The organism is Alginatibacterium sediminis, from assembly GCF_003610775.1.
Taxonomy (GTDB): domain Bacteria; phylum Pseudomonadota; class Gammaproteobacteria; order Enterobacterales; family Celerinatantimonadaceae; genus Alginatibacterium; species Alginatibacterium sediminis.
Window position 1 is genome coordinate 77,430 of sequence record NZ_RAQO01000007.1, and the last position, 20,781, is coordinate 98,210.

General features: G+C 42.7%; 17 protein-coding genes and 1 tRNA gene. 7 read left to right on the plus strand and 11 right to left on the minus strand.

The features are described 5' to 3' along the window. Positions 1 to 145: 145 nt before the first annotated feature. On the minus strand, positions 146 to 442 hold the full coding sequence (locus DBZ36_RS13370; RefSeq protein WP_120355463.1) for a Dabb family protein: 297 nt from the start codon (positions 440 to 442) through the stop codon (positions 146 to 148). A 98-nt stretch (positions 443 to 540) separates the two neighbouring features. Then, the gene (locus DBZ36_RS13375; protein WP_120355562.1) at positions 541 to 1,716 is read right to left on the minus strand and encodes an Acg family FMN-binding oxidoreductase; all 1,176 of its coding nucleotides are present in this window, start codon (positions 1,714 to 1,716) and stop codon (positions 541 to 543) included. A gap of 83 nt (positions 1,717 to 1,799) precedes the next feature. Between DBZ36_RS13375 and DBZ36_RS13380 the strand changes: the two genes are divergently transcribed. Then, a complete protein-coding gene (locus tag DBZ36_RS13380; RefSeq protein ID WP_120355563.1) occupies positions 1,800 to 2,249 on the plus strand; it encodes a MarR family winged helix-turn-helix transcriptional regulator in 450 nt (149 codons plus the stop codon). Between the two features lie 100 nt (positions 2,250 to 2,349). Here DBZ36_RS13380 and DBZ36_RS13385 read toward each other — a convergent pair whose 3' ends face one another. From DBZ36_RS13385 to DBZ36_RS13400, 4 genes are all read right to left on the minus strand, one after another. Next, complete coding sequence (locus DBZ36_RS13385; RefSeq protein WP_147395029.1) at positions 2,350 to 4,830, minus strand: sensor domain-containing phosphodiesterase; 2,481 nt, start codon at positions 4,828 to 4,830, stop codon at positions 2,350 to 2,352. Positions 4,831 to 5,453: 623 nt separating this feature from the next. Further along, on the minus strand, positions 5,454 to 6,104 hold the full coding sequence (locus DBZ36_RS13390) for a hypothetical protein (RefSeq protein ID WP_147395030.1): 651 nt from the start codon (positions 6,102 to 6,104) through the stop codon (positions 5,454 to 5,456). A 338-nt stretch (positions 6,105 to 6,442) separates the two neighbouring features. Continuing rightward, a tRNA-Ser gene (locus tag DBZ36_RS13395) sits at positions 6,443 to 6,533 on the minus strand. A gap of 177 nt (positions 6,534 to 6,710) precedes the next feature. After that, positions 6,711 to 7,703, minus strand: coding sequence for a Gfo/Idh/MocA family protein (locus DBZ36_RS13400; protein ID WP_199711874.1), 993 nt, complete (start codon positions 7,701 to 7,703; stop codon positions 6,711 to 6,713). Positions 7,704 to 7,891: 188 nt separating this feature from the next. On the opposite strand from DBZ36_RS13400, the gene DBZ36_RS13405 reads away from it, so the two are divergent. The 3 genes from DBZ36_RS13405 (at position 7,892) to DBZ36_RS13415 (ending at position 10,553) form a co-directional block, all read left to right on the plus strand. Continuing rightward, complete coding sequence (locus DBZ36_RS13405) at positions 7,892 to 8,998, plus strand: GGDEF domain-containing protein (protein ID WP_120355466.1); 1,107 nt, start codon at positions 7,892 to 7,894, stop codon at positions 8,996 to 8,998. Between the two features lie 117 nt (positions 8,999 to 9,115). Then, positions 9,116 to 9,799: a hypothetical protein gene (locus DBZ36_RS13410; RefSeq protein ID WP_120355467.1), complete on the plus strand. Its 684-nt coding sequence runs from the start codon at positions 9,116 to 9,118 to the stop codon at positions 9,797 to 9,799. 67 nt (positions 9,800 to 9,866) lie between these two features. Continuing rightward, positions 9,867 to 10,553, plus strand: coding sequence for a L,D-transpeptidase family protein (locus DBZ36_RS13415; RefSeq protein WP_233558139.1), 687 nt, complete (start codon positions 9,867 to 9,869; stop codon positions 10,551 to 10,553). 42 nt (positions 10,554 to 10,595) lie between these two features. On the opposite strand, the gene ubiT is transcribed toward DBZ36_RS13415, so the two are convergent. Beyond that, positions 10,596 to 11,111: a ubiquinone anaerobic biosynthesis accessory factor UbiT gene (gene ubiT / locus DBZ36_RS13420; RefSeq protein WP_233558140.1), complete on the minus strand. Its 516-nt coding sequence runs from the start codon at positions 11,109 to 11,111 to the stop codon at positions 10,596 to 10,598. Between the two features lie 129 nt (positions 11,112 to 11,240). Here ubiT and ubiU point away from each other — a divergent pair, with 129 nt between their 5' ends. The 3 genes from ubiU to DBZ36_RS13435 all read left to right on the plus strand — a co-directional run bounded on the left by ubiU (position 11,241) and on the right by DBZ36_RS13435 (position 15,144). Continuing rightward, positions 11,241 to 12,239 (plus strand): ubiquinone anaerobic biosynthesis protein UbiU, encoded by a 999-nt coding sequence (gene ubiU / locus DBZ36_RS13425; protein ID WP_120355468.1) that lies wholly within the window; start codon positions 11,241 to 11,243, stop codon positions 12,237 to 12,239. A gap of 12 nt (positions 12,240 to 12,251) precedes the next feature. Continuing rightward, positions 12,252 to 13,127: a U32 family peptidase gene (locus DBZ36_RS13430; protein WP_120355469.1), complete on the plus strand. Its 876-nt coding sequence runs from the start codon at positions 12,252 to 12,254 to the stop codon at positions 13,125 to 13,127. A 265-nt stretch (positions 13,128 to 13,392) separates the two neighbouring features. Then, entirely contained in the window at positions 13,393 to 15,144 is a 1,752-nt protein-coding gene (locus tag DBZ36_RS13435; RefSeq protein WP_120355470.1) for an HD domain-containing phosphohydrolase, read from the plus strand. A 74-nt stretch (positions 15,145 to 15,218) separates the two neighbouring features. On the opposite strand, the gene phoU is transcribed toward DBZ36_RS13435, so the two are convergent. Genes phoU through DBZ36_RS13455 form a run of 4 tightly spaced genes read right to left on the minus strand, consistent with a single transcriptional unit; the run spans position 15,219 to position 20,658 of the window. Beyond that, positions 15,219 to 15,923: a phosphate signaling complex protein PhoU gene (phoU, locus tag DBZ36_RS13440; RefSeq protein WP_120355471.1), complete on the minus strand. Its 705-nt coding sequence runs from the start codon at positions 15,921 to 15,923 to the stop codon at positions 15,219 to 15,221. Between the two features lie 13 nt (positions 15,924 to 15,936). Continuing rightward, the gene (gene pstB, locus DBZ36_RS13445; RefSeq protein WP_120355472.1) at positions 15,937 to 16,755 is read right to left on the minus strand and encodes a phosphate ABC transporter ATP-binding protein PstB; all 819 of its coding nucleotides are present in this window, start codon (positions 16,753 to 16,755) and stop codon (positions 15,937 to 15,939) included. Positions 16,756 to 16,779: 24 nt separating this feature from the next. Next, entirely contained in the window at positions 16,780 to 18,429 is a 1,650-nt protein-coding gene (gene pstA / locus DBZ36_RS13450) for a phosphate ABC transporter permease PstA (RefSeq protein WP_120355473.1), read from the minus strand. Between the two features lie 15 nt (positions 18,430 to 18,444). After that, positions 18,445 to 20,658: an ABC transporter permease subunit gene (locus DBZ36_RS13455; protein WP_120355474.1), complete on the minus strand. Its 2,214-nt coding sequence runs from the start codon at positions 20,656 to 20,658 to the stop codon at positions 18,445 to 18,447. Positions 20,659 to 20,781 lie beyond the last annotated feature (123 nt).

The following is a 20,781-nucleotide window of genomic DNA, read 5'->3' on the forward strand; positions in this document are numbered from 1 at the left end:
TCCCGCCCGAACAAACTGTTATAAAATTGTAACAGAATAACCAAAAGCGCCAAGCAATGACCCTGGCAAAACTAACAGCCCAGGTGAAGCTATCGCCGAGTGATTTGATTACCGGTTAAATACACAAGTATTTGCAGCAAAACCATTACACTTGATAGTCAAAAACCACGATATCGTCGAGCAAAGGCACAAATTTTTTCTTTAAGGCTTCATGTTCAGGGTGTGGCAAATAATTTTGACGCCCTTTTTCATTGGCAAAACTCATCAACACACAATAACTGTAACCTTGATTGAGTGACTCAGGACTGTCATTCAAGCCCCATTCGACATTTACCACTCCATCTATTTTATTTGGAATAGATTCAAATAAGACTTTGATTTTTGCTATGTCATTCGTATCGACAGTAGCCTTAAACTTAATCAGTAAAATATGTCGTATCATACGGTCTCCAAGAGTTGCCTACCAAGGTCAACACACTTAAAAGCGTAAGCTAAAAAATGGTGATGCTCTTGCCCTATCGTTTACGCCTCGGCGTTTGCTTAAGCCTTCACTATACTCGCAACAGCGCGACGCGGTGTATGAGCAGTTTTTGCCGCATGGCCAAGGCGCACTAACATCTGAACGGTGTGATTTTCTGGTATAGAAAAATACTGCTTAAAATCCTCTTGTAGCGGTAACATGTCTTGATACTCTTGTAAGACTTGGCTCATTGGATGCTGTGCGATGCCCATCTTTGTGCTGGTTAAGTTTAACCTACAATATTCCCTACCGACTTGGACTTGTTGTTGGCGGCTATTTCCTGGGCTACTGAGCAAGGCAAAGCTCGCTGTCGATTCACTAACTGTCTTAGTAAATTGAACACTTTGCTCACCGAAGGCGGTGCTGTCTTTCTCTGCGCTTTTGCGCGAAAGAAAAAGCGTTTCAGCCACAATTTTTTTAAATCCAGTCACACCTGAATGCGCTAAACCAAATCCATCTCGGTACTTGGCAATCTCGGCATCATTAAAACGAAATAGAGCAATGGTTTCTAAGTCACGTTGCTTGTTACTAACTTCAATTGCCATCGCCTTCGTCAACACCTCTTGCATATACTGACTGGCTTCAGGTTTATCAATAAACAACAATTGCGATACTGGCTTACCCTCATTACTTCGTAAATTGAACGCGCCTAGTTTTGACTTTTCAGTCTCGCTTAGACGGTGATTGTTGTATTCACGTTTATTGGACTGACGTTCGAGTAAGTAGGGGTAAAGTTCGTCGACCACAGTAGTGTCTTGTTTTACTAAGGTAATCGAAGCAACTGGTTTTTCGAGTGTTTCTTGGTTCGAGTATTCTCCCTCTGGAAAATAGCTAATCTCAGCTTGGTAACCATGACCGCTAGCTGCAATGCTTAAGGTTTCTAAAAATGTCCCCTGCCCTATATGAATTTGGCGGGCTACCGGATCGGTTTGGGGCAAAAGCCGGGTCTGATCGACGTACAAATCAAAGCTAGTATCTGAAGTCATTTTAATTAACCACGGCTGAATGTTATGTGGATTGGGGCACAACATCGCCAAAGCTATTAGTTTTAAGCGGATATCGCTTTGTTCGAGACTTGCTGTACCCCAACCAAACTCAACAGCTTGCTTGTTGTCAGAACAACTAACGATGGAAGAGCCTATAGCTGTTGATGCTAAACCTAGCCCTACAATGCGAATAAATTGTCTACGTTTCATATCTACCTCAAATACCAATTTACATTCCTTGGAATGAATATTAGTATTCCAAGGAATGTATGTCAATACCTATTGAGGTGATAATGGAAAACAGAGATCAAACCGAAGCGCGTTTAATTATGGTAATGGGGATTGTTCAACAACTGATGGACACCCGGAAAAACATCCTGTTCTCAGGCTTTGAAATAAACGTTTCTCAATTTGGGCTATTGAGCCATTTTAGCCATACCCCTTCGCGCAGTTGGACAATCTCAGAATTAGCTACCGTGATGGAAATGAATCAACCGGGAATTACCAAACTGGTTTCAGTTTTATTAGACAAAGGCTTGTTAAGCGCGCAGCTTGATAGTGTAGATAAACGCAAACGCCACCTCTCGATTACGAGCCGGGGGGTGCGCTTATGCGGTGAAATAATGGTAAAACTACAACCTGAAATTACTAAGACATTTAGTGCTCTGCAAGACCAAGAGCTGCAACAAATGCTCACTGTAAATGAAAAGCTGATGGCTTGGTTGGACACTAACCGTCTTTAGTAATGCCTCGCACCTATAATTTCAGCCAAAACCAGGTAAAGTTGTTCGTTAATCCCGGCAAGAAAAGTGGCTATACTTTAGAATGTAGCACCACATGGTGTTAGTCAGACTTTTTATTCTGCGCTTCTAATAGCGCCCTAAACGATTCGAATGGCATGGGTTTATCAAAATAGAACCCTTGGAAGATATGACAGCCCATTTGAGTCAACACTTTGACCTGATAGCTACTTTCCACGCCTTCCGCTATTACATCCAACTCCATATTGCTTCCAATGGAAATCATTGATTCAGTCAATGGTGACTCGCTACCGTCCACAATTTCATCTACAAAAGCCTTATCAATTTTAAGAATATCAATCGGTAAGTCTTTGAGATAGGAAAGCGATGAATACCCGGTACCGAAGTCGTCGAGAGCTATTTGAAAGCCCGCTTGTTTGAGCTTGTGAAATTTATCGATGGTTTCTGTAATATTCTGAAAAAATGCAGCGGTCTCTGTGAGTTCAAGTACGACGTCGCTGGCTTCAACATCGTGTGCTATTAAATGTTTTTCAAGTGATTTAATAAAATTAGGCAGTGCAAATTGCCAAGCCGAAATATTAATAGAAAAATGCCCAGCGTAATTCAACTCAGACTTCAGAACTTTTAAGTAGCTAAGTGACAATTCAAGTATGTAGTCACCTAAAGAATGTATTAGTCCTGTTTCTTCGGCAATGGGGATAAATCTTGCGGGAGAAACCGTACCCAGCTCATCATCAAACCATCTCACCAAAGCTTCAGCACCATAAATACTGCCGTTGGAGCGATATTGCGGTTGGAAATGTACGCTTATACGATTATCCAATAACGCTTTCTTTAAGTGGGTTTGAATTATCATCCTTTCTTTAGCGATGTGTTCCAATTCTTCGTGATAGATACAGAACTGTTTTCTACCGTTCTTTTTGGCTTGATACAAAGCCAACTCGGCAAAGCGGAGCATTCCCAACACCGATTGAGAGCTCTGAGGGACAACGGCCATACCCACTGATGCATTGACTTCTATAACATGGTCTCCAATCACCATGGGTTCACCAAGAACATTCTTGAGTGCTTTAGATAATCTAAACTCACTGCTTTTGATATCAATAATCAAAAACTCATCCCCACCGATTCTAGAAATAAAAATATCATTGGGCAGCTGGCTTTGTAACTCTCTACTAAAACTTCTTAGTACATCGTCACCTATATCATGACCAAGAGCATCATTCACTACTTTGAAGTGGTCTAAATCAATTAAATACAGATGAATAGATGACTCTTCTGTTTGGTTCTGTCTACACAGTTGTTCTAAATATTCGTAAGCGGTGACTCGGTTGGGGAGTTGGGTAAGGTAATCTTCGTAAGCCAAACGCCGAATGGTATTCTCGGCCGTTTCGCGTTCTAATTCGGCGCCTGCACGAGCGGCAAAAATGTCGAGCACATCTAAGGTATGACTTGGGAAATCGAGCGGCTTGGTGTCCAGTAACACTATAATACCGATTTGAACGCCATTTGAGTTACGAATTGGCATACCGATATAGGACTCAATTTCCATATCTACGAGTAGTTGATCCTGAGAAAAGAGCGCCTGGACTCCTTTCCGATAAATGCAGGTTTTATTTTCTAAGACGTTTGCACAGGGGGTGTTTATTAGTTCATATGAAAAGTTAGTTGATATGCACTGGTCTACAGCAAATGATTTGGTACTAACTCTTTTTGAATTTTCACTAACCACCCCAATATAGCAATACTTTGCAGTAAATATTTCTGACAATTGAAGGGTCAGTTTCTCGTAGAACTGTTGGCCAATAGTATAGCTAACCCCTTTAGCTACGGATTCTAAGAGAGCACGATGCTGTTTTATTCGTTGTGCTTGAACCTTACTGTCATATGAAATTTGAAAACTGGTAATGACAACAAAAAAGCCAAACGCATAACCTACAATATAAACACCTTGAACCACACCAGTATCGATTGCAGCCCCATAGAGCATGCCAAATGCACTGCCAAATAAAAATACCCCAAAGCCAAAGGTCAAAAAATTACGTTGTCTTATAAACAGCCGGACGAATGTCAAAGTCCCCCAAATTAAGGTAATTAATCCCAATAGCTGCATCGATAGTCCGTAAGGTGATGGGCTGCCTTTCAACAGTGATTTTGATACTCCTAGTACATCGATTTGCACTAACTCTACCGGTGCACTCATTCGAATAGAGTAGGGTTCAATCACATTAAGAACCGCTACAATTGCCGAAGCGACAAAGAGTAATCCTCCCCAATACCTTGAAATAGTAAGTTTCGCGTAGAAGGTAATAAAAACATAGAGTAATGGGATAAATATGGTGACCGAAAACACTTGAAATTTCATCGCGATAACGGCGTCTTCAACAGATGTACTGTTGAAATAGACATAATTTGCGAGTTGATAAGTTGCAGCCATGAGCGTCATAGCGCCGAAGGACAAATAAAGAGTTGTTTGCCCACTCACTCGGGATTGAATAAGTAAATGTAATGCAGAAAATAACATGACTCCAGCGGAGAGCATGTACCCAATATCTATGATCAATCCTACCCCCAGCTTATTCTTCAAGAAAAATGCTGCGCACTTTTAATACACTACTATAGGAACAGGTTAGAACATAGAACTAAAAGAATAGTAAGAACTTCGTACTAATTGAATAGAAGCTCTAAAATTTGATTCATGAGATCGATATCGCCATTTTAACCATAAGCTTAACCCCATCATTATTTACCAAAGATTAGCTCTAAATATTTTCCACAATCTACTAACAGTATCCGCGACATAGGTGTAAGAGAGGTAGTAACAGCTAAGTATATAAGAAAATGAGAAGGCAAATTTGTGTACAAACTTTATATCGAATTACGACGATTGAAAGCCCGCTAACAATAAGTATTTTGAAATTCACATTGGAATGACTTTGCTAAACAATCACGCCCCCCAAACCATAAGGTTCACGTTAGAGGCGCAAACGTTTATACAACAGAAATTACTTCGAAACGCTTAGTGAGGGTTCACATATCGTTTCTTTAATCATTCTAGCGACGAAGTTTAATTATAAATTCAACAACATACGAGACCTTGAAGCGTTTAAGTACAACTTACTCGTTCAAGGTTAGGATATTTCGTAATCTACATCCCAACCGATTCAGGCCGAGCTCTTCAATTTTTTAAGCCTTTTTTCTTGCTCGCGCGGCAACCAAGCCAAATATACTCAAGGAAAGGATTACAAGTGATGTCGGCTCTGTAACCGCTGTGGGGTCAGTAGCGTCGAAATCTTTGTACAACAACAGATTAATAGGCCTTCCATTACGTCCGGAACTATAAACGTCTAAACTTACGTCAGTAGACCAGTTCTCATAGTCATAAACAACGCCGTTTGAAGTGATTTCGAATAAGGAAATAATATTGGTACCTGTCAATGCTCCAGCTGATGTTAAATATGCGAAGTAGTCAGAATCACTTAAGTAAGACTCGCCAAAATCGCCATCAGACCATCCAACAATTTGGCCACAGAAACTAAAATATGCTACTTGCCCATCACACAAAGAACTGTCAGACCCAAGTGCCGCATTAATGAAGTCGTCCGCAACTGCAGAAGTTGCTATGTTCCAACCAAAATAGGATTCAGATGGTTCTAAAGCTTCGATTGTTTGAGCATAGCTTAAGTCAAAAGTGTCAAAGCGTGTATATTGCCGTCCTGTCGATACCTGAGTGATAACCTTAGTTGTGTCGTCAGTAACTAAGTCACCATGTGTAATTATAGTTGCGTTAGAAACACTAGATAAAACTAACAAAACCCCGGCCAGCAATAACTTCAATTGAATCTCCATTTCCTACCTAAGTCAGTGTGAAAAACTTTTTGCATACTCGTAAACATGCAACAAGAATAAATAAAGATGCAATAATTGAACCCAATAAATAATATCATTTATTTCAATAACTTAAGGCATGCCTTTCCTAAGAACCCAAAGTAATGTAAAAAAAACTGACAGTTTTACCAATAAAAAGGTGGAATCTTCGAGCTCATTACCAATTTCAGATACGTAATAATCTTATTCCGATAGATCCTTGCCACATTTAATTGCATCATTACTACATTATTGAATGACCAAAAACGAAAAAAGCCGCTGATAAATCAGCGGCTTTTTTCTTAATGTGGCGGAGAGATAGGGATTTGAACCCTAGATGGGCTATAAACCCATGCCGGTTTTCAAGACCGGTGCATTCGACCACTCTGCCATCTCTCCGAGCGGGGCGAATAATACGTTTACCGCTTTGGCTTGTAAAGACCCGATTCAGGTTTTTTTCGAAAAAAAACTAGAAAATCAGTCCTTTGATTAGCTTTCGCTCACTTCGAACAAAAACCAATCGATGGTGTGTGCTTATCACTGCAATTTTTAAGATCTGTGCCTAAATGCCTAAGTTTAACAACGTTCAGCAAATGGGTAATTAACACCCGCTTCTGAAAGCACCTGGTCCATCACATGTAAATTACCAATGGTAACATCGGCACTTACATTGTCACTTTGCGTTTGACCAGCTTTAACACAGCGGTTCACCTCATCAATTTGATACTCGAAACCGCTTGCTCGGTAAGCTTGATCAAATGTTTCTCGGTCACCGGAATTAAGAACCAACTCCGCCTTCGTGGCATCCCAGAAGCATGCAGCTACGTTGATCGTTCCAAGGCTGCCAACAATCTGAAATTCGTTGTCTAATTTACTTAGGAAGCTGCAACTAAATTGACTAGTCACATCACCATAATCCATCATGACGCTGCAACGTTCATCAACACCGGTTTCACCAACCAGAACTGAAGAACTCACACTTTCAGGTTGTCTGCCCATTACAAACTCTGATAAGGCTATGTTGTACACGCCAGTATCAAGCATGGCCCCACCAGCAAGCTCTAGGTTAAACAAGCGGTCTTCCATATTGCGTTCTGCTTGAAAGCCAAATGTTGAACGAAGCAATTGAATTTCGCCAATGTTGCCGCTCTCGATCCACTGCTTAACCTGTTGCCAACACGGTAAAAAACGACTCCAGACGGCTTCCATTAGAAACAAGTTTTTTTCGGTGGCAAGTTCAAATAAATGCGTTGCTTGCTTGGCGGTAACGGTTAATGGTTTTTCGCATAAAACATGTTTACCAGCATTCAAACATTGCTCTACAACTTCAGCGTGGTAACGATGCGGATTAGCAATGTAGACAACATCAATTGCTGGGTCCTCAAGTAATTGCGCATAGGAGTTATAGGTATGTTTGATGTCATAGCGAGTCGCGAACTCTTCAACCCGTTGTGCATCTCGACTGGCGACTCCATATAAACAGGCACCGGATACCGCTGCAAAACCTTGAGCAAAATTATTAGCGATACGTCCTGGGGCCAACACCCCCCAATTCAAGATGCGTTCCATATAAAAATCCTTAAAAATCCTGTGGTTAAGCCATAAGCCCAGCTGATTCGTATATAATGCAGGATTTGCATGACGATTAGTGTGTGCTTTGTCTAAAAATCCCATGTAAAACAAAACAAGCATAGCTTTTATAGGTCTAAGCATTACTATAATCTACGTACTAGAATGCATTAGTATAGGGGGGAGTAATGCATAAGGAGCTCGACATAGCTAACTATCAGCAAAGCCTGGCTAGTATTACTCAACATCAAAGCCAACGCATTTTGTTTTATGTTGGACTTCTCTATTTAGCCCTAGCTATTTTTCATTTCTTACTGATTCCTGATCCTGTTATTCGCCAATCGATGACTCTGATTGCATTATTCTCTGCCCTCTATATCGAAATTTTAGTCGTTATCGCACGCAAAGTTGAACAAGACATCTCGATTTTGATGCAAATCAGTACCGCATTTGTCATCACCTTAAATTCCTTTGCGCATATTTATCTCACCGGTGACATTCATCAAACCACCAATTTACTCATTACGATTATGGCGCTAGGTGGAATTGGGGCTCATAAAAACGTTTTCTATGTCTCTATGCTCGTTACCTCTATCTTATGGGTACTTTTAATAAATACTCTTCCGAGTCCTACTCATGACATCGTGCATTTTTCGTTTGCCGTCGCTATTAGTGTCTTTGCTTCGATCATGATATTTAGGCATCGCTTTACAATCTTAGGACAGCTTTTGGTTCAGAAAAGACAGACAGAGTTTATTGCTACTTTTGACCCGATGACCCATTGCTTGCGCCGCCATGCTTTTGACCATAAAGCACAACAACTGGTCGTCAAGTGTGGAAACAGACCCTTTAATTTAGGCTTAATGTACTGTGATTTAGATTATTTTAAACGCTTAAACGACAGCGCCGGCCATGCTCAGGGCGACCTAGCATTGGAACGAAGCGGACAGTTGATCGCACAATTTGCTAATCAACATGGCCTAATTGCCGGCCGCACCGGAGGTGAGGAGTTTTCTATTGTCGGTGAAATAAGTAGCCGCGATTGCCGTAAATTGGCAAATCAACTGGTGAAAACGATTAGCGATGCAAACATCCCCCACCCCGACTCACCTGTTTCACATAACTTAACCATTAGTATTGGATTTGTTTGTCTAGACCAGAGCAGCTTCTCTAATCTAGATCAAATGTCTCAACTTGCTGACAAAGCGCTCTACAAGGCCAAAGACAAAGGTAGAGACCAAAGTCAGGAGTATCTACTTAATTCAGCAACGCAAGCACAAAATATTCATCAATAGTGGGCGATAAGGAGTACATAGTGTGCGTAAGTACTAGCTTCGTCATCGAAGCACTTGTATCCATCACGAGGTTAATTACAATAAGATCAAAGATTAATCATTGCTAGGCAAACGATATTGAAGCCCAAATCGAATAGATTGCGCTATCTACGACAACTGCTATTCATCCTCGCCACATTACCACTTTCGGCAGGTTCTAGTTTTGCGGCAAATTTCGTATTTGCTGTCGACAACTACTTAATGGCAAATAACATCGAATTTTTGTCTCAAGTCCGTAGCTTAATGGCAACGCAAGGACACACCGTACAGCTCCAAGTTATGCCGGTCTCGCAAGCCTTACAGCTGATAGAGAACGGTCAACTCGATGGTCATGCCTTAATGCATCCATATCACGCCCAACAGCGAGCATTAATTCAAATTCCCACTCCCGTTCAAACCCTTCCAATATGGGCCTGGGTCACCAAACTTGACAACTGCCCAAAAACGGCCAAAGCATTTCGTAACAAGAAACCAATTATCATCAAAGGAGCATCCCATTCGGATATGGCGATAGCATCAACTGCCAAGGGCTATCGTCAAGCGAACGATGCTGACCAAGCGATTCTCTTGCTACAACAAAACAAAGGCGATTACATTTTTGCGACTTGGGACCAAATGAGCCTATCCAGTAGTGGCTCCCCTCAAGAACTCAGTGCCTGTGGTAGTCAACCTATACTAAATGTTCCAGTTTTCATGTTTATTCACCCACGTAATCAAGCACTTACTCCTATCCTCAACCAAGCTGCACAAAATGCGCAGTGAAAGGGCTAGACGAAGGCAATAGTTAAGGTAAAATAGCGGCGAATTATTGTTCTAAGGTTGTCCTGCGTTGTTATTCCCCAAGTTGTGGTTAGTACTAATCGTTTTTCTTTCGAGTCTCATTTTTTTTCCCTCTTTAAGTTACGCCGAAAACCATCGTACGGTTGACCAAGTCGTTGATAAATATCAAAATACAAGTTTGCAACGGTTACTGCCTAAGTTTGTAAAAGCAGACGTGGACTACCCCCCAAAACGGGTGATGATGCTAGCGAGTAAACAAGAACAGCGTTTAGAGTTGTGGGCAGATTCTGGTGAAGGCTTCAAAAAAATACACACTTACGCCATTTTACATGCCAGCGGTGTGTCTGGTCCTAAGTTGGTTGAAGGCGACTTACAAGTACCAGAGGGTCTTTACGATATTACTGCCTTAAACCCCAACAGTAACTTTCATCTGTCGATGAAGATCAATTATCCAAACGATTTTGACAAAATGATGGCCAGACAAGATGGTCGACATAGTCCTGGTTCAAATATCTTCATTCATGGTAAAGCCAGTTCTAAAGGCTGTTTAGCGATGGGCGATCAAGCTATCGAAGATTTGTTTATTTTGGCTGAGCGGACAGGAATTGAAAATATTAAAGTTGCCATAGCTCCACGAGATCCGCGACGCACCCCCCTATCTGTTGACGAATACTCGGTTCCGGACTGGACTAAAAGCCTGTATGAAGACATTCAGCAGACTTTTGACCGCTACTAGCAGTCAAATTATTGAAAGCCCTATGCTGCTATGCAAGCATACTTAGTTTCTGTATTTGGCAATAAAACCAGCTGAAAACTTTAACGCTTTTTGCAATAAGACCGGCATTTGTTCATCATCAAGACTATCGAGTAAGTTCTTGACGTATAAACCTAATTCAGTGTCCCCTTCAATTTTCAGGCGCCGTTGAAAGAACAAACTATCAGGGTCTTCTTCTCGGCCCATCATCAGCATTAGATCGTTTATTTGCCCAGAAAAACTAACCGCATGCGTTTGCTCTATAGAACTGACGAGAAATTGGTTGTCGGCAAAACTAATCCACCAACGTAGATCTAAATCGCTTATCTCCAATTTTAAATAATTGTGTTCTAAAAAATCCAAATCTCCGTCTTCTATTTGCTCCACAAATAACTGCCCTAAGCCCTTCTGGATCATAAGCGCTTGCATTTGCAGAGGCATAAGTTTGGCCGCCAATGCAATCATAGACGGGCTTGTTTTCACAATTTTAGAGAACAGCCACTGAGGCTGCGGAGCGTTGGCGATAAAGGTAGTTAACACAGAAGACCTTTTGATAGATGGAAATCAACAAGTTTAACGACTTACAAACTGTATAAACCTGTCTTGGGTCAAAAAGACTTCGATGTTCGCTGCGTAAAATCATGGTCAGTACGCATTAGGGAACAAATTATGGAATTACTTTGCCCAGCTGGTAGTTTACCCGCATTAAAAACAGCACTTAAAAGTGGCGCTGACTCGGTTTATATCGGCTTAAAGGACGACACCAACGCTCGTCACTTTGCAGGACTCAATTTTAATGACAAACGCTTAATCCAGGCCGCTGAGCTTGTGCGCAAGCAGGGCAAGAAATTGAACTTGGCGATTAACACTTTTGCCCATCCAGGTGATGCGAAGCAATGGTATAAAGCGGTAGATTGTGCGGCCGCCAATGGCATCGATGCGGTGATTGTGGCAGATATCGCTGTATTGGATTATTGCGCCCAACATCACCCCGATCTAGAAGTTCACCTTTCTGTTCAAGCCTCAGCAACCAATGCCCAAGCCGTAGCCTATTATCAAAATAACTTTGGGGTCAGTCGAGTGGTTTTGCCTCGAGTTTTGTCTATCCACCAGGTGAAGCAAATAGCGAGAAGTTGTCCGACGATGGAGTTCGAAGTCTTTGCCTATGGCAGCTTATGTATTATGGCTGAAGGTCGTTGTTACTTATCATCTTACTTAACCGGTGAATCTCCCAATACCGTGGGTGCCTGCAGTCCTGCCTCATTTGTGCGCTGGGAAGAAGGTCCTGAAGGCTTAGAGTCGCGCTTGAATAAAATTCTAATTGACCGCTACGCTCCTAATGAAACCACGGGTTACCCAACCTTATGTAAGGGCCGCTTCGATGTCGACGGTCAGGTTTATCATGCCCTCGAAGAACCAACCAGTTTGAATACATTAGAACTTATCCCTGAACTCGCTGAGGCTAATATCGCAGCGGTTAAAATTGAAGGTCGACAGCGCTCCCCTGCATACGTGCAACAAGTCACTCAAGTATGGCGACAAGCGTTAGACCGATATAGTGCTGACCCAAGCCGTTATCAGGTCACGGACCAATGGATGGCACAACTTGCAAGTATTTCGGAAGGCAGTCAAACCACCTTAGGCGCCTACCACAAGCAATGGCAATAGGAGTATTAATCAATGAAGTACGCGCTAGGTCCCATTCTCTATTATTGGCCAAAACAAAAAACTGAAGAATTCTATCAACTGGCCTCTGCCAGTAGCGCCGATATTGTTTATATGGGCGAGTCAGTTTGTAGTAAACGACGCGCCATGCGCCATAACGATTGGATAGCAGTTGCCCGCGACCTTGCCAGTAAGGGCAAGCAAGTCGTTTTGTCATCCATGGCGCTACTAGAAGCTCCCTCAGAGTTACGTAATATTGAAAAGCTTATCGATAACGGTGAGTTTTTAGTTGAAGCCAACGATGTCAGCGCAATTGAAATGCTGCGCCAACGAAAACTGCCATTTATAGTTGGCCCCGCCGTTAACGTCTACAACGCCGACGCACTAAATGTACTGCAGCGCCAAGGCATGCAGCGTTGGGTCATGCCAGTTGAATTATCGCGAGACTGGTTATCCAAAACCCTGCAAGACGCGCAAGACTTAGGTATCCGGGACAGCTTTGAAGTAGAGGTTTTCGCTTACGGGCATTTACCTTTGGCTTACTCAGCCCGCTGTTTTACTGCCCGCTCTGAGAATAAAACCAAAGATGAATGCGAGACCTGCTGCATCAACTACCCTCATGGTCGACAAGTTAATAGTCAAGATGGACAGCCTTTGTTTGTGCTTAATGGTATTCAAACTCTATCCGGTGAAAAATACGATCTTATTAATGATCAAGCCAGTATGCGTGATTTAGTGGATATTGTTCGTCTAAGTCCAAGTGGCGAAGAGTCCATAGAGCACCTTGAAAGCTTTAGGCGTCGTAATCAAGAAGGGCAAAGTAACTACCCTACCCCTGATACTGTAAACGGCTACTGGCATCAAATAGCCGGCATTCATCATAGCGACTAAGACCTAACGCAGCCATCTAACCTAATTCATTATTTGGTTTGGTTGCTGCGTATTTCTTATCACCTTTGGTCACTCAGTCTGGGCAAGTATCCAGATGTCTCAATTGAAAGTGTTGTTCTCATACCTGTTAAAACCAGATCGGATTTGATTTTTTTAGCATCATTCCGCTGAAAAAATAGCCACAGCTCTTGTTTAGGATCAAAAAAAATTAAACCACTGTAGGTGTACTATCAAAAGATGGGCACTGCAATACAGGGAGGTTTACATGCTCATTAAAGCACTAAAATCGTTCTGCATGGGGCTGGTAATGCTTGTCTGCCAGGTCATTGAAGCAAGTGCAGTAGAGAATCACGTCTTGGTTTTACATTCCTACAATGCCGGTTACGAATGGACGCAAGAACTCCAAAATGGCATTAGCGACGCGATACAATCGGCAGATAGACCTATTCACCTTTCGGTCGAGTACATTGATAGCAAACGAGTCAACAGTCCGGAATACTTCGCTAGGCTTCAAGACTACTTATCAACAAAATACCAGAACTACCAAATCGATGGTCTGTTGATTACCGACGACTATGCCTTGCGGTTTCTTAACCAACTAAACCTAAATAACTTTAAAAACCTACCTACGGTTGCAGCAGGGATCAACGATTTTAAAGCGTCTTTACATACCACCACGTCTAAAGGAACCATTTTGTATGAGCGTGACTACATAAAACAGAACTTACAGCTCATCGTTAAATTAAGACCTGCTATCAAACGCCTTTACTACGTCGCCGACAATAGCTTGTCTTCAAACGTACTGAGAAAGTCTTTTCTTGAAGAGTTCTCCCATTATCCAAATATTGAACTAATCGAAGTTAGAGACCAAGATCTGCAGGAGACAAGTCATTTACTGTCATCTATTGATGAGAAAGACGCGGTATTGCTAACTCACTTCAACACCGAAATAAAAAACAATATTTATCACGGCTATACCAAAACGGCAGAAGTCATATCGTTAGCCAGCAAAGCCCCTGTGTTTGTCATGTGGGGTTTTTATCTCAAAGGGGATGTCTTAGGAGGTTATGTGAATCGCTCCTATATGCTTGGACAGCAGATGATCACCATTCTTTCAAAGCAATTACCAAACCCTGTTCGCGTTACCTTGCAATCCGAAAACTTAAATCCTTCAGTTTTCCAATTCGGCGCTCTCCAGAAATTTGGCATAAGCCAAGAACTACTTCCTAGTGACGCCCTTATCTTAAATAAACCAGTGTCATTTTTTACTCGTAACTTTGCACTGATACTTATCTCTGGCAGCATCATCAGCGTATTACTACTCATCATTGTCCTTTTGGGATTTGTGTTAAAACGCAAGAAAGAAATTATTAAGAAAGATAAAAAAATATTGACCTTGCAAGGTCAAACGATGCGCGTCCAAAAAAGCCTTATTCATGTACTTGGGGAGTCAATAGAAACGCGCTCTGGCGAAACCGGAAATCATGTTCGACGGGTTGCTAAGCTCTCGGTGCTGCTCGCAAAATATGCAGGGCTTAGTCATCGCGAACGCGACATTCTTGAAACCATTAGTCCTATGCACGATGTCGGCAAGATAGGCATCCCCGAAGTTATCCTCTCAAAAACAACTAAGCTTTCAAGTAACGAATGGACACTAATGCAAAACCATTGTCGTATCGGATACAAGTTGCTGTATGGCAATGAAGGCGACATTATGCGCCTTGCGGCAATTATCGCGCTTGAGCACCATGAGTACTGGAACGGCTGTGGATATCCAGATGGAAAATCTGGTGAAGGCATTCACATTTATTCACGTATTACAGCGATTGCAGACGTATTTGATGCGCTATTAAGCAAGCGGTGTTACAAAGAAAGCTGGCCTATTCAAGACGTGGTCGAGTATTTTAGATCTGGTTCAGGACAGCAATTTGATCCGAAACTAAGCCAATATCTACTGGAGAACATTGAACAATTCGTTGCTATTCGTCACCAATACCCTGATGAGCATTACCGTTAGCCTACCACCAGAAGAGCCCCCAAAAGCCTAGCAAATAAATGGTGTGCTTTTGAGGAACTGTTACATATTACTGGCTACAGCAATTCTGCAATTTCATCCGTACCTAAGTGACGTACATCTTTTCCACGGACAAAGTAGATAACGTATTCAGCGATATTTTGGCAACGGTCACCCACACGCTCAAAGCAGCGCGCTGCGTTAAGCGCGTCCAAAACATTTGGAATAGAACGTGGATCTTCCATCATATAGGTCATCAGTTCGCGAAACAGGCGCTCGTACTCTTTATCTAGTTTTTCGTCTTCGCGGTGCACAACAAAGGCGGCTTCGTCGTCCATACGTGCAAAACTATCAAGTACGTCATGAAGCATTTTAACCGAATGCTCTCCTAGCGTTTCCAAACTAGCAACCGAGATATTACTGCGTTTACCGAGGCCATTCTCAACCATACGAGCTACGTTTTTGGCTACATCACCAATACGTTCTAGATCCGCAATGGTTTTTACAATCGCCATAATCAGACGCAAATCACTTGCCGCTGGCTGTCGCTTGGCGATGATACGAGTACACTCTTCGTCAATTTTTACTTCAAGGCTGTTCACCTTGTTATCACGACGAGCGACTTGCTGGGCAAGCTCAACATCGTGAGTTGCCATCGCTTTTATCACATCACGTAGCTGTTGCTCGACTAACCCGCCCATGACCATGATTTGGTTACGAACAAAGTTAATTTCAGCGTTAAACTGACCCGAAATGTGCTTATCTAAATTCAACTTATCCATTTTATCCTTCGCCTTAACCGTAGCGGCCAGTAATGTAATCTTCGGTTTGTTTTTTCGCAGGTGTGGTAAACAAAGTATTTGTATCTGAATACTCAACCATATCGCCCATATACATAAATGCTGTTTGGTCCGACACCCGGGCCGCTTGTTGCATGTTGTGGGTCACAATCACAACCGTATAGCGGTCTTTCAAATCATTAATTAGCTCTTCGATGGTAAGCGTAGAAATAGGGTCAAGAGCTGATGTAGGTTCATCAAGTAACAATACTTCCGGCTCAATCGCGATAGCGCGTGCAATCACAACCCGTTGTTGTTGTCCGCCAGAAAGACCAAAAGCATTATCATTCAAACGATCTTTAACTTCATCCCAAAGCGCGGCACCACGAAGTGAACGCTCTACCGCTTCATCGAGACTACGTCGGTCGTTCACCCCTTGTAAGCGTAAACCATAGACAACATTCTCATAGATGGTTTTTGGAAATGGATTTGGGCGCTGAAACACCATTCCGACGTTACGGCGCAATGCCGCAACATCCACTGACTTGTCATATATGTTCTCACCATGAAGTAATATTTTACCCGATACTTTACAGATATCGACTAAGTCATTCATGCGATTGATACAGCGAAGTAGTGTCGATTTACCGCAACCCGAAGGTCCAATAAATGCGGTTACTTTACCTTTAGGGATTTTCATCGAAACGTCAAAAAGCGCTTGTTTCGATCCGTAAAACAAGTTGAGGTTTTGAACCTCAAGGGCCGTATCTTCTTGTGAAAGGTTTTGTAAGTCCAAAACCTTATTGTTTGATTTTTCGGCTGCTAAAGAAATCATATTTTTACCTATCGTCGAGTTCGACTATTGTTCCAGTGTTTTATATTTTTCACGTAGTTTGTTGCGAATCTGAATAGCGGCTAAGTTTAGCCCTACAATCACAGTCACTAGCAAGAATGAGGTGGCGTATACCAAAGGGCGTGCTGCTTCAACGTTCGGGCTTTGGAAACCAACATCATAGATATGGAAGCCAAGGTGCATGAACTTACGCTCTAGGTGAATGAACGGAAAGTTCCCATCCAAAGGCAGTGTTGGAGCCAGTTTGACCACACCAACCAACATTAAGGGTGCAACTTCACCAGCAGCGCGCGCAACCGCTAAAATCAGGCCTGTCATAATCGCCGGGCTAGCCATTGGGATTACGATTCTCCATAAGGTCTCAGCTTTGGTTGCACCTAAGGCTAAGGAGCCTTCACGCACTGAGCTAGGGATCCGCGATAAACCTTCTTCGGTCGAGACGATTACAACTGGCAGCGTTAAAATTGCCAAAGTTAAAGCTGACCAAATAACGCCAGGCGAACCAAAAGTTGGCGATGGTAGCGACTCAGGGTAGAAAAGTTGGTCAATACTTCCCCCCATCATATACACAAAGAAACCTAAGCCAAACACGCCATATACAATAGATGGCACACCAGCTAAGTTAATTACCGCAATGCGGATCAACTTGGTAAAGGAGTTATTCGCTGCATACTCGTGCAGGTAAATTGCGGCGACCACACCTAGCGGCGTCACAATCACCGCCATTAGCATCACCATAAATACTGTACCAAAAATCGCGGGGAAAACACCGCCTTCAGTATTGGCTTCACGCGGTTCACTGCTTACAAACTTGTAAATTTGATGCAGCCAGTGACCCGATTTGGCAATCACTCCCATTTCATTGGGAAAATGGATATCCAGAATATTGTTTAGTGGGATAGTGACTAATTCGCCGCGCATATCACGCACAATCAAGCTATCTCGAGCCGCCTGATCTCTAAGTGCAAACAAGCTTTTTTCATACACCAAATACTCTTGATGTAGCACTTCTCGCTGAGCGTCAAAATCGCTGATCATATCAGTGGTTAACGCGTGTTCAAGCTCCAGTTTTCTCTGTTTAAGACGGATCCGCTCCAAACGATAGTTCACACTACCAATCTCAGACTTTTGCAGAGAATCAGCTTCGTCGATTAAATCGTTGGAACGTCGAATAGAATCAAATACCTGTTGATGGTCATCACGTGACTTTAACTGCTCGCCATCAATGACTACCGCTTCAATGTAGCCATAAAAGTTACCGTTAGTACGTCGCTCTAGTACAGCGATGTTTTCAGGTACTTTTTGAGATAAAATTTGATTCTCTGTTATCCAGCGAAAATCTAGATCTACATATTCACGGTTGCCGGTTTTCAGTAGCAAACGTTCCACAAATTCTCCATCGAGACCAGAGACATCGGCACCCGACTCTTGCAAGCGTTGCAATGGAACCAACTCTTTATCGTAGATTTCTCCAATTACCGTTGTTTGCTGCCCAACAATACTCAAGTCGAATTCATACACTTCACTTGGCCAGAAATAGCTAAGACCACGGACCGCAATTAGGATCAATAATCCAACCACCGCAACCAGACTGATACTCACAGCACCTGCTGTCATCCAGATCCAAGGCGCTCCTGATTTAAACCACTTATTCATGCTAGCGTCCTTTGCTTAAAGCGAACTGTATTTTTCACGCAAGCGCTGACGTACAAACTCAGCGATGGTGTTAAATATAAAGGTGAAAATGAAGAGGACAAATGCGGCCAAAAATAATACCCGGTAATGAGAACTACCGACTTCTGACTCTGGCATTTCAACAGCAATATTAGCTGATAGCGTCCGCATGCCTTGAAAAATACTCCAGTCCATAACCGGTGTGTTACCGGTTGCCATGAGCACAATCATGGTTTCGCCAACCGCTCGACCTAAGCCCATCATCACCGCCGAGAAGATACCTGGGCTGGCAGTTAAAATAACAACCTTGGTTAGGGTTTGCCATTGCGTAGCCCCCAAAGCTAAAGAGCCATTGGTTAAGTGCCTTGGTACTGAAAATATGGCATCTTCCGCGATTGAAAATATAGTTGGAATGACTGCAAAACCCATGGCAATCCCAACGACCATTGAGTTACGTTGGTCAAAATCGATACCAAGTTCGTTGGTGATATACAATCGAGCATCACCATCAAAAAGCCAAAGCTCAAGATGTGGACTCATTTCGAAAGCAAACAATCCCACCATAATAACCACCGGAATTAGGATTAATGAACTCCAGGTATCGGGTATTTTTTGTTGAATGGATTTAGGAAGCTTCGTCCAAAGCCATGCGGTTAACAAAAAGCTTATCGGCAATAAAATTACCAATGCAATAATCCCTGGCAAATTATCTTCTATTAACGGTGCAAGCCACAAACCGGCTAGGAATCCCAAGATAACGGTCGGCAAGGCTTCCATGATTTCTACGGTAGGCTTAACAAACTGACGCACCGGGCCGGACATGAAATATGCGGTATAAATGGCGCCAGCAATTGCAATAGGAACGGCAAACAACATGGCATAGAACGCAGCTTTGATGGTGCCGAAAGAAATTGGAACCAAGCTCAACTTAGGTTCAAACTCGTCACTCGCAGACGTCGACTGCCAAACATATTGAGGTTCGGGGTAACCTTCGTACCAAACTTTCTGCCACAGTGCTGACCAACTTACTTCTGGGTGTTCGTTGTGCACTTTATAGAAACTTAATGCATCTGAGGTCATAGCGAACAAGCCATTCGCACGTGGGGAAAACGCTACGTTATACGTTTTGCCTTGACTGAGCTTCTCGCTAACTAACTTTGAATTACTAGTCGTATGAAAGACCGACAAACTTCCATCAGCAGCAGAAACCGCAAAACCTTTACGATAGTACTCACTGCTAATTTCATTCACACTGGCATCGACCGAGAACTGGCGAATCTCTCGCAGTTGTCGTTTGCGATTCTCTGTGACATCAAACCACTGTGAGATCACCCCGTTATCGTTGCCGATCATGATCGAACTAGCACCTGACATCAACGCCATATCGGTCACATTTGCGCCGTTGGCATTGATAGTCACAACATCACGTAGCGTTGCTTCTTCAGCATCACGAATATCGTAGATAGAAAGCCGATTGCCACTTCGCATATATAAGCTTCGCAAATCGGGGGTCAACAACATTTGGTCAACTTGCTTGGGGATCCCGGGGACGGTAGTTTGCTGGCTAGTCCATTCAATCTCTCCACTGATGAAGTTTTCTTCACCTTCAAAGGTCAAAATGCGAGCTTGGGCGCCATCATCAATCGCAACAATCTTTATAGTGTCGCTATCGCGCTCAAAGGCTAAGCTTTTGACCAAGCTATCACCCATATCTAAAGCCAGCGGCTCTTCACCCAGTGGAAAACCAATCACCGGTGTGATTAAGCGCTTGTCATTTGGATAGCTAGTTTCAAATTTAGCATTGAGTACGTAAACCTCACCATCAGCTGTTGCGTAAGCAACATCACCATGACTAGGAATAGTTTTCGCTGCCGCAACAATGGTTTTATCAAGTTTGAAACCTTCAAACTCACGGCCATCGTCACTTAGGTTATAGAAATCCAGCTGTCCATCTAAGTTAAATCGATAGCCAATTTCGTTTTGTTCTTCTACACCAAGCATCAAAGTGCGACCGTTGTCGCTCAATGGAAAACTCTTCGCTGGAGTAAGATCAGCACCTTTAAAAAGGGGCAAAACCACGTACAGCAAATAGAAGAATATTAGCAATAAGGCAACCAGCACTATGGCCCCGCCTAAGCTAACTCCGTAGCGCGCAAGCTTATCCTTAAAATTACGGCTCTTGCTACTTTTAAATGACACATTCTGCGTCATGAGATCCTCACAATCTTATCGTGTTGGCGGCAGTATATGACTGTTTTATTACACTAATGTGACATCCGGCAGACTAAGTAAATTAGATTTAGGAGTTTTAGCTAAGCTAGATTTATTTTGCAT